Source organism: Bacillus salipaludis (genome assembly GCF_004358205.1).
Map to the genome: position 1 here is coordinate 279,098 of NZ_SMYO01000002.1, position 12,548 is coordinate 291,645.

The 12,548-nt window shown below is 41.7% G+C and carries 10 protein-coding genes; all 10 read left to right on the forward strand.

Translation table 11 applies throughout. The annotated features are described in order from the left end of the window. The first annotated feature begins 10 nt into the window (after nucleotides 1-10). The 10 genes from E2K98_RS04125 (at nucleotide 11) to E2K98_RS04170 (ending at nucleotide 12,526) form a co-directional block, all read left to right on the forward strand. A complete protein-coding gene (locus E2K98_RS04125) occupies nucleotides 11-2,077 on the forward strand; it encodes a heterodisulfide reductase-related iron-sulfur binding cluster (RefSeq protein ID WP_133333004.1) in 2,067 nt (688 codons plus the stop codon). A 5-nt stretch (nucleotides 2,078-2,082) separates the two neighbouring features. Then, nucleotides 2,083-2,859, forward strand: coding sequence for an enoyl-CoA hydratase/isomerase family protein (locus E2K98_RS04130; RefSeq protein WP_133333005.1), 777 nt, complete (start codon nucleotides 2,083-2,085; stop codon nucleotides 2,857-2,859). A gap of 214 nt (nucleotides 2,860-3,073) precedes the next feature. Beyond that, nucleotides 3,074-5,179 (forward strand): acetate--CoA ligase family protein, encoded by a 2,106-nt coding sequence (locus tag E2K98_RS04135; protein WP_133333006.1) that lies wholly within the window; start codon nucleotides 3,074-3,076, stop codon nucleotides 5,177-5,179. A gap of 37 nt (nucleotides 5,180-5,216) precedes the next feature. Continuing rightward, the gene (locus E2K98_RS04140; protein ID WP_133333007.1) at nucleotides 5,217-5,990 is read left to right on the forward strand and encodes an SDR family NAD(P)-dependent oxidoreductase; all 774 of its coding nucleotides are present in this window, start codon (nucleotides 5,217-5,219) and stop codon (nucleotides 5,988-5,990) included. A gap of 321 nt (nucleotides 5,991-6,311) precedes the next feature. Further along, entirely contained in the window at nucleotides 6,312-7,550 is a 1,239-nt protein-coding gene (locus E2K98_RS04145) for an acyl-CoA dehydrogenase family protein (protein WP_165976166.1), read from the forward strand. Between the two features lie 128 nt (nucleotides 7,551-7,678). Next, entirely contained in the window at nucleotides 7,679-8,473 is a 795-nt protein-coding gene (locus tag E2K98_RS04150; protein ID WP_133333008.1) for an enoyl-CoA hydratase-related protein, read from the forward strand. A 20-nt stretch (nucleotides 8,474-8,493) separates the two neighbouring features. Further along, nucleotides 8,494-9,255 carry an SDR family NAD(P)-dependent oxidoreductase gene (locus E2K98_RS04155; protein ID WP_133333009.1) on the forward strand — a complete coding sequence of 254 codons (762 nt, stop codon included), beginning with the start codon at nucleotides 8,494-8,496 and terminating at the stop codon, nucleotides 9,253-9,255. 26 nt (nucleotides 9,256-9,281) lie between these two features. Further along, nucleotides 9,282-9,998 carry a carboxymuconolactone decarboxylase family protein gene (locus E2K98_RS04160; protein ID WP_133333010.1) on the forward strand — a complete coding sequence of 239 codons (717 nt, stop codon included), beginning with the start codon at nucleotides 9,282-9,284 and terminating at the stop codon, nucleotides 9,996-9,998. A 243-nt stretch (nucleotides 9,999-10,241) separates the two neighbouring features. After that, nucleotides 10,242-11,306, forward strand: coding sequence for an LLM class flavin-dependent oxidoreductase (locus E2K98_RS04165; RefSeq protein WP_133333011.1), 1,065 nt, complete (start codon nucleotides 10,242-10,244; stop codon nucleotides 11,304-11,306). Between the two features lie 278 nt (nucleotides 11,307-11,584). Further along, entirely contained in the window at nucleotides 11,585-12,526 is a 942-nt protein-coding gene (locus E2K98_RS04170; protein WP_133333012.1) for a phosphotriesterase family protein, read from the forward strand. Nucleotides 12,527-12,548: the final 22 nt, after the last annotated feature.

Genomic DNA, 12,548 nt, shown 5'->3' on the forward strand with positions numbered 1-12,548 from the left:
GGAGGACAAAATGTTATTACTGCTGAATTTACTTGCTTTCCTAGCGGTGACAGGATATGCCGTTTATTTATTTGCCCAACTTGTATACAGCCGGTATTTGTTCATAAAGCTTGGGAAGAAAGTTGATTATAAACAGGACCTCAAAGAACGAATCAATGCTGTATTAGTGAATGGGTTCGGCCAGCGAAAATTGTTTAAGGACAAGAAAAGCGGTCTCATGCACTTAATCTTATTTTATGGCTTTTTTATCATCCAGGTTGGCCTCATCGAAATCATTCTAAAGGGATTTATCAGAGGGTATGAATTTCCTTTCGGCAGTGCACACAAATATTTTAGTCTCTTGCAGGAATGGACAGTTTTCCTCATGCTGTGCGCAATGATCTATGCTTTTTATCGCCGCTATATCGAGAAGTTGAAGAGGCTGCAATTAAAGCGGGATAAGAAGGCTGCATTTGTCATTATTGCTTTAATTACACTGACTCTGTCGATCCTGTTTACACTGGGATTTGAACAGGTCATGCTGGGGCATCACCCTGATTTCTCCCACACTCCATTCTCAGGAGTCATAGCTGCAGCCTTCTTTGGGATTGGAAAGACAGCGGGAACCGTGTTGTTTTACGTATTTTGGTGGCTTCATCTGTTGACCGTGGTATCCTTCATGGTATTTGTACCGCAGTCAAAGCAGGCACATGAGGTATTTGCCATGTTCAACCTTTTTTTTAAAAAGAGCGGCCCTGTTGGGAAATTGAGAAAGATTGATTTCGAGGATGAAACAGTTGAGGAATATGGCGTCGGGAAAATTGAGGATTTTACCCGGCAGCAGTTGATTGATCTCTATGCGTGCGCGGAATGCGGACGATGCACGAATATGTGTCCGGCTTCTGTCACGGGGAAGACCTTATCTCCGATGCAATTAATTGTGAAAATGAGGGATCATTTGACAGAAAAAGGAGCAGCTGTAACCTCCCGCAGTCCATGGATGCCTAGTTTGGTTGTTGGCTCTTCTGCCTTATCCCTGGGACCCGCTGCACAGGAAGCTGCCGTCTCGGTGGAAATGCCTAATTTGATTGGCGATGTGATTACCGAGGAAGAATTATGGGCGTGCACGACGTGCCGGAATTGTGAAGATCAATGTCCTGTGGGGAACGAACATGTGGATAAAATTATTGATTTAAGACGTTATTTGGTGATGACTGAAGGCAGTATGCCTCACGAAGCTACTCGTTATTTTCAAAACATTGAGCGGCAAAGCAATCCATGGGGGATGAACCGGAAGGAGCGTATCAAGTGGCGTGATGAATGCGATGATATTCAAGTTCCGACGGTAAAGGAAGTAGAAGAATTTGACTATCTGTTCTGGGTGGGATCGATGGGGTCCTATGATAAACGAAGTCAAAAGATTGTGCAATCCTTTGCCAAAATTATGAACACGGCCGGTATCCGCTTTGCCATTCTTGGTAACGAAGAGCGCAATTCCGGTGATACGGCACGCCGAATGGGGAATGAATTTTTATTTCAGCAATTATGCGAAGAGAATATTGCTAATTTTCAGGCTTATGGGGTGAAGAAAATTGTGACCATCGATCCCCATGCTTTCAACACTTTTAAACATGAATATCCTGAGTTTGGTTTGGAGGCGGAGGTATATCATCATACAGAACTGATTTGGAAGTGGATCCAAGAGGGACGGATTAAGCCAGAGAACGAGGTCAAGGAAGCGATTGCCTATCATGATTCCTGTTATATTGGCCGCTATAACAATATCTATGATACTCCACGCCAAATTCTTAAATCGATTCCTGGAGTAGAAATCTTAGAGATGGAACGGAATAGAGAAAATGCCATGTGCTGTGGGGCTGGCGGCGGCAGGATGTGGATTGAGGAAACACAGGGAAAACGGATCAACGTGGAACGTGTCGAACAGGCGCTCAAGCTTAGTCCAACGATGATCGGAAGTAATTGTCCGTACTGTTTGACGATGTTATCCGATGGGACAAAAGCGAAGGAAGCAGAAGAACAGGTCCAAACCATGGATATTGCCGAGATTGTGGCACGTTCATTATCAGCCAAGGAGTGATAGAGATGGAATATCAAAATATTTTAGTGGAACAAGAAGGAAGCATCGGGATCATTAAGATGAATCGGCCGGATGTCAGAAATGCGTTAGATAGCCAAACTTTAACCGAAATAAGCTATGCACTGGAATCCCTCGAGAATGATGATGGAGTAGGAGTAATCGTCTTTACCGGAGCGGGAGAAAAAGCATTTGCAGCGGGTGCAGACATTCGGCAGTTAAGGGAAAAGCAGCCCCTCGATGCGCTCTTTCCCGGAATGTCTGGCATTTATCGCAGGATTGAAAATTGTACGAAAGCAACGATTGCGGCTGTTAATGGCTTTGCGTTGGGCGGAGGGTGTGAGCTGGCAATGGCCTGTGATATTCGAATCGCAGCACAGCACGCGAAATTCGGCCTGCCGGAGCTCAATTTGTCGATCATTCCGGGTGCAGGTGGAACCCAGCGTTTAGCCCGGATCATTGGAAAAGGCAGATCCATCGACATGATTTTGACGGGAGAAATCATAACCGCAAAGCGGGCAGAAGAAATCGGCTTAGTCTCCGAGGTGGTATCGATGGAAGATTTGTGGCAGGCGGCAAAAGCGAAAGCGGAAAAGATTTTAGCAAAAGGCCCGTTTGCGGTTCGAATGGCCAAACTTGTGATTAACCGCGGATTTGATACGGATATGGATACAGCACTGTTAATCGAGAAACTGTCACAAGCCGTTTTGTTTGGATCCCATGACAAGAATGAAGGGACACAGGCCTTTCTTGAAAAAAGGCAGGCAGCCTTTACCGGTAAATAGGTGGAATCCTTGCTTGTTTCATTTTTGAGATACGCAGGTTTCACTTTTAAAACAACTCAGAATGTTAAGAAACGTAAAGATCTAAATTCACTTCAATTAAAAACAAAAGATTGATAGATTTTGCAATATTCGACGGATTAAACACCGATATTTTTAAAATGTTGGCACGATAATTGCAAATAAACTAAGTAAAGAGATTAGAAAGGAGAAAGGTATGAGTAACAACTTGAGATATTTGTTTGACCCGGACAGTATAGCGATCATAGGCTGTTCTCCGGACGCCAAAAAGATAGGCGGCAGACCTTTAGATTACTTAATCAAATATGATTATCAAGGAAAAATCTATCCAATCAATCCAAACTATCCAGAAATCCGCGGGTTCCAATGCTACGAAAATATTATAAGTGTTCAGGGGGAGATCGACTTAGCGATTATCGCCTTACCCCAAAAATTAGTGTTGAGTACTTTTAAGTCTTGCATCGAAAAGAAAGTAAAGTCTGTTGTCATATTTAGCGCTGGGTTCTCTGAATTAGGGGAGGAAGGCAAAAAGGAACAAGAAGAGCTTTCTAGGCTGGCTAAGGAAAACAATATTCGTGTCTTAGGTCCAAACTGCTTAGGTTTATTTAATGTAAGTAAAGGGATGTATGCGACCTTTTCAACCATCTTAGAAGAAGAGGAACCGATTCAGGGCGGTAATATCGGTTTTGTCAGCCAAAGTGGAGCGTTCGGTTCCCACGTCTTTACATTAGCCAGACAGCATCATATTGGGTTTAGTCATTTTATTGCTACTGGAAATGAGAGTGATATTGATGTAGCAGACTGTATTCAATATTTGGCTGAGGACGAACAAACGAAGGTGATTGCCTGCTACATTGAAGGAGCGAAAGACGGGAAGAAATTAACCCAAGCTTTAAAACTGGCTAAACAAAAGAATAAGCCAGTTGTCGTTTTAAAAGTGGGCAAATCGGATGCTGGAATGAAAGCAGCGATGTCCCATACCGGTTCCATGGTTGGTTCTGATGCCGTATATGATACCATTTTTAGTCAATATGGGGCTTACCGGGCAAATACCATTGATGAGTTTATTGATATTGCCCAGGCCTTTTCAAAATTGCCGGTTGTCGACGGTAACCGAGTGGCGATTTTCACAATTTCAGGCGGAGTGGGCATCATGCTAGCGGATCAAGCCATGGAAAATGGACTCGTCTTACCAGAAACACCAGAGGATATCCAAAAAAGATTAAAAGAAATGCTTCCAATTGCGAGTGTTAAAAATCCGCTCGATACAACGGCCCAAATCTCCTATATGCCTACATTGCTGGAAGACTTTATGGAGGCGGTTCTAGAAAGCGGCCACTATGATTCAGCTATTGTATTTTTGGGTTTTGCTGGCTTAAAGACGGACTCATTAAACGCGAGAATTAAATCACTTCTCAAAGTAAAGGCGAAGTTCCCGCAGATTCCTCTCGTTACCGTGACGTTAAATAATCCAAGCTCCAAGAAGATACTTTCTGATTCTGGATTAGTCGTCAACGAAGACCCGACGAGGGCGGTAAAAATGCTGTCCGCATTAGTTCAATTAGGCAAAACCATGAAAAGGGAAGCAGTGGAGAGTCAAAGAGATACCAGGGAAGTAAGCCTGAAAAGCTTCATTTTGAATGATTCAAAGGAATTGACTGAATATACAAGTAAGAAAGTGATTGCGAAATATGATCTGCCAGTTACGCAGGAACAACTGGCACAAAATGCACAGGAAGCAGTACAGTACGCAGAGCGTATCGGTTATCCGGTAGTTTTAAAAGGGATGTCCCCTCAGATTTTACATAAAACCGAAAAAGGGTTAGTTCTCTTACATCTAAAAGATTCCAAAGAAGTGGAAGAAGGTTTTACTAGATTAAAAGAAATCATTGATGAAACCGAAAATGCCACATTTGAAGGTGTATTAATTCAAGAAATGGTCACAGAAAAATCGGTTGAGATGTACGTTGGTTCCAAAAAGGATCCGGTTTTTGGACAAATGATCCTTGTGGGATTAGGCGGGATTTATATAGAAGTATTCAAAGATGTTGCAATGAGAAAAGCGCCTGTATCAGTGGAAATAGCTGCAGAAATGATAGAGGAATTAAAATCGAGTGCCATGCTCAAGGAGTTTAGAGGAAATTCTGCGTATGATGTAACCGCTTTAAGTAAATTTGTTTCAAAATTCAGCTACTTTATTGATGCATTCGAAGAGATCGAAGAAATTGACCTTAATCCTACACTGGTTTTCAAGGAAACCAAAGGGGTTAAAGTGGTAGATGCATTGATGAAGTTGGTCTAAAACGAACGAATATTCTAGGTTAGACGGAGGGGTTAAAGTGGGGAGATTGGCAGAAGAGATTGCTGTTGTAACAGGATCTGCTGGAGGAATCGGTTTTGGGATTGCACAGGCTTTTCTTCAAGAGGGGGCAAAGGTTTGCTTGAACGACGTCAATGAAACGCTGCTGAAACAATCGTTTGAAACGTTGGCTGCTGAATTCGGCAGTGAAAAGGTTACCTATTATACAGGCAGTGTCGGCAGCAGCGAGGATGCTTACGGCATGGTGGAACATGCGGTAAAAACGTTCGGCACATTGACGATTGCAGTGAACAATGCCGGCGGAGCGCTCGGAACACCGCTAGATTTTGAACAATTGACAGCGGAAGACTGGGACAAGGTGATGGGTGTCAACTTGAGGGGAACCTTCCTTGTGTCCCAGGCGGCAGTTGCGGTTATGAAAGAAAACAAACGCGGAAGTATTGTCAACATGTCGTCCGTGACTGCGAAAAAAGGAATGAAGACCGCCAATGCCGCTTATGCCACTTCGAAAGGCGGTATTGCAACCTTTACACGCAAGCTTGCCTACGATGTGGGCCATTACGGCATCCGTGTGAATGCGATTGCACCCGGAAGTATCGTTAGCGGTGAAAAGATGAGGAAACTTCATGCAAATAATGCAGAAGCGGTAAAAAAATTCCGCGAAGAACTGCTCGTTCCTTTCGTAGGAGAGCCGATTGACATCGCCAACGCCGCAGTATTCCTAGCCTCAAACGAAGCCCGTTACATCACGGGCGAAGTAATGGAAATCAACGGCGGAGTCTACATGGGGTAATGATTAGTTGAAACACGAAACAAAGCGTGTTGGATAAAAGTAAAGGCCTTTTACTAAAAGATTGCTGTTTTTGACATAGGTTTGGGTAAAGACAAACCTTCAATTAATAAAGTTGATTGGAGCGGAAGGTGCGAGACTCCTGCGGGAGCAGCGGGACAGGTGAGACCCCCAGGAGCAAGGCGACGAGGAGGCTCACCGCCCGCCCCGCGGAAAGCGAGCATCCTGGAGAGGAAATCAACCACTATTGTGAAAGAAACGAAGTTTACGAAAACAGCCTATAAAAAAGAGCCAAAGTAAAAAATCAAATTGGAGGAAGCATTCATGTTGAATTTTAATCCATCAGAAGAAACGGTCGAAATTATTAATGGACTAAAAAGATTTATTGATAAAGTAGTCATCCCATTGGAGGATGAAAATTCAGAGTTACTCTATAATGAGCGAAATTATTATCTAGAAAATGGAAAGCGCCACCCAAAGGTAGAGGAATTAAGAAAAAAAGTCAGAATGGAATCGGCAAAAGCGGGATTTTACAACATGTTTGGAGCGCAGGAACTTGGGGGAGAAGAACTTGGCCCGGTTACATCCTTATTAGTTCAAGAGGCCATTGGCAAGAACTATCCAAATCGAAAATTGATCGAAACAGTCGTCATCCCTTCCCCCTTTACAAATGGTTTAACACCGGTATTAAACGGTTTGAAACAAGAACTAAAAGATCAATACTTGGAAGGAATTCGAACCGGTGAGAAGACGCTTTGTTTTGGTTTAACAGAACCCGATGCTGGATCAGATGTATGGGGAATCAAAACGAAAGCAGTGAAAGACGGAAACGAATGGGTCATAAATGGTACAAAACAATGGATCACCAATTCTCCATATGCCGATTATTGTATGTTATTTGCCGTAACAAATCCAGATATGCAAGCAAGCAGAAAGGGCGGAATTACCTGTTTCTTTGTCGATACCAAAAGCGAGGGATTTGACGTAGACTCCGTTGTTCCTGTCATGGGCGAAATCGGTGGGGATGCCGGAATTATCAGCATTGAAAATTTACGCGTGCCTGAAGAGAATATCATTGGGGAATTAGATAACGGATTTTCACGGGCAATGAATGGGATCAACAATGGCCGGCTTGGAATGAGTGGGAAATGTATTGGTTATGCTCAATGGGCTCTAAAGCAAGCGGTGGACTATGCCAATATCCGCCAGACGTTCGGAAAGAAAATTGGTGAACACCAAACAATTCAAAATATGTTGGCTGATTGTGCAATGGATATTTACGCTGCCCGCAATATGGCGCTGCATTGTGCTTGGAAGATTGAAAACTCCAAAAAACAACCGACGAAAGAGATTTCAATGGTCAAAGCTTACTGTACCGAAATGATGGGACGGGTGTATGACAAAGTCATCCAGATTCATGGAGGAATGGGTCTATCAAATGAACTTAAATTAGAAGCAGGTTATCGCCTGGCAAGAACCCTTCGAATCCCAGACGGAACCTCCGAAATTCATCGACGTACCATTGCCAGACGTTTATTAAAAGGGGATTTGAGTTTTAACTAAAGGTTGTATTAAAGAACATTGTTGATTTTTCAACCTAGTTGATTGGAGCGAAGCACCTGAAGCGGAAATCAACAGACAAGGTTAACACAGCCAACCTAAAAATTTCTTGAATTGTGAGGAGGATAAAAATGGCACAACCATGTGTTTTGGTCGAAAAAAAGGGGCGTATTGCTTATATTATCTTGAATCGTCCCGATAAATTAAATGCCTTGAATCAGCAGCTGTTCACAGAACTTGATAGCGCTTTAGAGGATATCGAAAAGGATGATAGCATCAGCGTCGTCATTCTAAAGGGAAGTGGACGTGCATTTAGTGTAGGGTATGATGTCGGCAAATACGCCCATCCTACGGTGATGCAAGACCGGGATAAATTAGAGGAGTTTACAAAAAGATGGCTGCGGGTATGGGAATATCCAAAGCCAATCATTGCGCAAGTCCATGGATTTGCTCTGGCTGGCGGGACACAGCTGCTGGCATCATGTGACTTCGTTATTACCGCAGAAGATGCACAATTTGGGTTTCCATCCTTGCCTCTTGGCGGCGGATTTGTTGGGATTTATTGGGGGTGGCATGTAGGACCCCAACGGGCAAAATTATTGGATTTAACAGCAGGAAGCAGGATTACAGGGAAAGAGGCCACAGAGTATGGCTTTGCTGCCCGTTGCTTTAAAGCAGAAGAATTAGAAGAAAAAACGCTCGAGATCGCGCGTGGAATTGCCAAAACCCCACTGGATATCTTGAAATTAAAGAAGAAGGCGCATAACAGAATGATGGAATTACAAGGTTTCCGGACGGGAGTATTATTCGGACCGGAGCAAGATGCCATTATTCATACCGCAGACGGGATCCAACTAGTGCGAGATAAGATTGGCGAATTAGGTTTAAAAGGTGCGATTCAGTGGTTCAATGACCAAGAGGTATAAACTGGCAGGGGGGACCGCTCATGGAGATGCTTGAAGGGAAGGTTGCCATTGTTACAGGCGGGGCAAGAGGGATTGGTCTAGCCACTGTAAGGCAATTACTTTTGCAAGGAGCAAAGGTCGCTATTTTTGATTTATTAGAAGGCGTAAAAGAACAATTTGCGGATTATGAAGATCATATTTTAGAGATTCCAGTCGATATCCGAAATGATGGTGATGTAAAAAAGGCTGTAGAACTTGTAGAAGAAAAGTTTAATAGAATTGATATTTTAATAAATAATGCTGGGATTCTACAAGACAATTTTATTGAAGAGATGACGGAGGAAGAATGGGATCAAGTCATCGATATCAATCTCAAAGGCAGTTTTAACTGCTGTAAAGCCGTTACTCCCTATATGAAGAGACAACAATATGGAAAAATGGTATTGGTTTCTTCCCTTGCCGCATTAGGGACCAAAGGTAGAGTAAACTATGCTGCATCCAAAGCAGGAATTCAAGGAATGACCAGAGCTTTAGCGGTGGAACTTGGCCATTCCGGAATTCTGGTGAATGCTGTCGCTCCAGGATTCATCGAAACCGACATGAGCAGGGTATCTGAAACGTCTGCGGGGAAAAGAGGGATTGCTGATTTCGACTCATTTAAGAAAGCGGTGATCACAAAAAATCCTGTGCAACGATTAGGCAAGCCTGAAGATGTTGCGAATGTAATCGAATTTTTAGCCTCCGATAAGTCTGCCTATGTAACAGGTCAGATCATTTATGTATCGGGATCGCCTGGTATGTAAATACAAAATAGGAGAGAGGTGTAAAAATGAATAAGTCAGGTTATTGGAATTCCACCTTAGATTATTTGTTGGAGCAGGATCCCGAGTTTTTTGAAATATACAAAAAGTTCGTTTCCTCTCCTTATAAAAATAACGTACTTGACGCAAAATCAAGAGAATTAATCAATATTGCCTTAAGCGCCTCACCCACTTGTCTTGGTAAAGAAACACTAAAAATCCATATGGAAAATGCCGTTACCCATGGAGCCACAGAAAAGGAAATTTTAGAAGTTTTAAAACTTGTAAGTGTTCTAGGAATGCATACTTGTTCAGTGGGGGTTCCAATTCTAAGTGAAGAAAGTGAACAATATAGGAAGCGGCCGGCCGAGCCGGACCTGAATCACAACCAGAAGAAATTAAAGGAAAGCTTTATCGATAAGATGGGCTACTGGAATACATTTCGAGATATTCTCTTAGCTAATGATGAGTACTTTTTTGAAAGTTATTTTGACTATCTGACCAATCCTTGGGAAACAGAAGTATTAAGTTCAAAATTAAAAGAGTTCATTTATATTGCAATTGATAGTTCAACCACCCATTTATTTGATGTAGGAATAAGAGTTCATATCCGTAATGCCTTAAAATGCGGAGCAACCTTCGAAGAGATCATGGACGTTTTCAAACTAACCAGTGCACAAGGTGTAAATACTTTTTATGTGAGTATCCCCATCTTAAAAGAAGTTCTATCTTCAAAGGGTGAATAAAAAAAAGAATCCGATAATGGATTGCTTAAAACCATGTCAGTGATAGTTTCGAAATTGAAACATAGATGTTTCAAAAATGCAACGTTTTATCTTGGTGAAATTTCAGATAAAATAGTTAGGAACAGTCTAAATAGTGTGAATTTAGGCAGGTATATGTCGAACGACTTGCCTTCATATTTTTGGAACGATTCTTGCATCTAATTTTTATGAAAATTACTTTTTAATGTAAAGGGGATTTTTTAAATGGCGATTTTAGGAAAAGATATGACATTTGGACTGTTTTTTTTAAACTCTGTGGCACCTTGGAAAACGGACGCAGAAGAATTACGAGATGGCTTAGAGCAAATTAAGGTAGCAGATAAATTAGGATTTCATTCGGCTTGGATCGCAGAGCATAATGCCCGTGCATATGGCGTTGTCAGCTCAACTGCCGTCTACTTAGCAGCGGCTGCTGCTCAAACTTCTAATATTATGTTAGGTTCAGCCGTATCTCGTTTACCTATCCATCATCCATTACAAGTAGCAGAAGATATGGCATTAGTAGATGTCATCAGTAATGGGAGATTGTATTTGGGAGTTGGGAAAGGATACGATCCATTAGAATTTGAAGCCTATAACTTTAATTTTGAAGACCGCCATGAAAGATATTTAGAGTCGTTAGATATTCTAACAACTGCATTAAAGAATCATAAGGTTACCTATTCCGGAAAGTTTTTTGATATAAAAGATATTCCCGTTTACCCTAGACCTGTTCAACCATCAGGACCGCCAATCTTTGTAATGGTATCAGGCAATGATGCTTCCATGATCAATGCAGCAAAGCAGGGGCATTCCTTTGTACTGGGTGGAATCACAAATGAAGATACAAAACATAAAATTGATTTATATAAAACGGTAGCTCTGGAATCAGGCTTATCACAAGAATATGTGACCGATGCTGTAGCAAGATCAGGCAAATTACTATTCTGTTACGTAGCAGAAACGACTGAGCAAGCCCAAGAAGAGTATAGACAAGGCCTGGAATGGTATATGAGCGAACGGGATAATCGCCCTACATTCGGAGTCATTGACCGGGAACGAAATATCGATTACGACCGCTTTTTAAACATGGACAATACGTTAGTGGGGTCACCGGCAAAAGTCATCGAAGATATTAAACGCTATAAGGAAGTAACCGGTCTGAATAATATCATTTTATGGATGAATATTGGCGGACAACCACAGAAACAAGTATTAAAGTCAATGGAACTGTTTTCTGAAAAAGTAATGCCGCATTTTGTTGAAAATGATCAGTTAGTAGTGAAATAAAAGCGTTTACAAACTAAATTAAAGCCGTACAGTGACTTTTGACAAACAAAATGCGATTGTGTATCGCGACCTCAAAATGTTGGCTTATACAACTATTTTATGTAAAAAACCACTTTTTAATATCCTTCATAAAATGACTTTTTCTTGAAGCATTGCTTTTTGGGAAAATTCAGGGGGATATTAGAAAGTGGACAATTTACGTTGTGATTCAATTTTAAGAAAAAAAGTGATTATTCCTTTTATCGAAATCGCTAGAATGCTAATTTTTGGAGGAAATTATGAAGCAAATTAATTCAGTTACCGGTCCGATTGAAATCGATCGATTAGGAAAAACGTTGGTACATGAACATTTAAGAACGAGGGCTGAGAGTGTAGCTGTTCAGTTTCCCCATTTGTACGATGCGGATGAGGAATATCGATTAGCCATGGATCAAGTTACGGCTGTTCGTGACAGGGGGATTAAAACTATTTTTGACCCAAGTGTAATGGGGCTTGATCGTGATGTCAGATTTATGAAAAGGGTTTCGGAGGATTCCGGCGTTCAAATTATTGCGGCTACTGGAATTTATACATTCCATTATTTGCCAACGAGGTTTAAGGCAAATGATATCGACTTTATGGCTGACCAATTTGTGAGGGACATCGAAGTGGGCGTTCAAAATAGCGAAATAAAAGCAGGGTTTTTAAAATGTGCAACCGGTAATCAAGGAATTACTCCGGATGTTGAAAAGGTCATAAGAGCTGTAGCCCGTGCGCATCTACGTACAGGTGTACCGATCATGACTCACTCAGTGCCTGAAAAAGAGAATGGATTATTACAGATTCAGATTTTCGAAGAAGAAGGTGTGGATCTAAGTAAAGTGTTAATCGGACATTGCGGTGATACGGATCATTTGGATTATTTGGAAAGACTCCTCGAAAAAGGCGTCTATATCGGAATGGACCGTTATGGATTAACTTCTGTCATATCTACTGAACAAAGAAATGCTACCCTACTAGCTTTGATTGAAAAAGGCTATGTGAATCGAATGTTTTTATCCCAAGACTATTGTTGTACATCTGACCTGCTGAAACCAGAAAGTTATAAAAAATCCAAGTACCCTGATTGGTCGATGACATTCCTGCTAGATCAAGTCATTCCAACCCTCTTAGCTCAAGGAGTGACCAAAGAAGATATTCATATCCTGATGACCGAGAACGTAAAAAGTTGGCTAAGATAATCCAAGTATCGATCCATTACCC

Excerpts from the sequence above, each read along its gene's own strand:
- E2K98_RS04135 (WP_133333006.1), top strand. The coding sequence starts at position 3,074 with ATGAGTAACAACTTGAGATATTTGTTTGACCCGGACAGTATAGCGATC.
- E2K98_RS04130 (WP_133333005.1), top strand. The coding sequence starts at position 2,083 with ATGGAATATCAAAATATTTTAGTGGAACAAGAAGGAAGCATCGGGATC.
- E2K98_RS04170 (WP_133333012.1), top strand. The coding sequence starts at position 11,585 with ATGAAGCAAATTAATTCAGTTACCGGTCCGATTGAAATCGATCGATTA.
- E2K98_RS04160 (WP_133333010.1), top strand. The coding sequence starts at position 9,282 with ATGAATAAGTCAGGTTATTGGAATTCCACCTTAGATTATTTGTTGGAG.
- E2K98_RS04125 (WP_133333004.1), top strand. The coding sequence starts at position 11 with ATGTTATTACTGCTGAATTTACTTGCTTTCCTAGCGGTGACAGGATAT.
- E2K98_RS04155 (WP_133333009.1), top strand. The coding sequence starts at position 8,494 with ATGGAGATGCTTGAAGGGAAGGTTGCCATTGTTACAGGCGGGGCAAGA.
- E2K98_RS04150 (WP_133333008.1), top strand. The coding sequence starts at position 7,679 with ATGGCACAACCATGTGTTTTGGTCGAAAAAAAGGGGCGTATTGCTTAT.
- E2K98_RS04145 (WP_165976166.1), top strand. The coding sequence starts at position 6,312 with ATGTTGAATTTTAATCCATCAGAAGAAACGGTCGAAATTATTAATGGA.
- E2K98_RS04165 (WP_133333011.1), top strand. The coding sequence starts at position 10,242 with ATGGCGATTTTAGGAAAAGATATGACATTTGGACTGTTTTTTTTAAAC.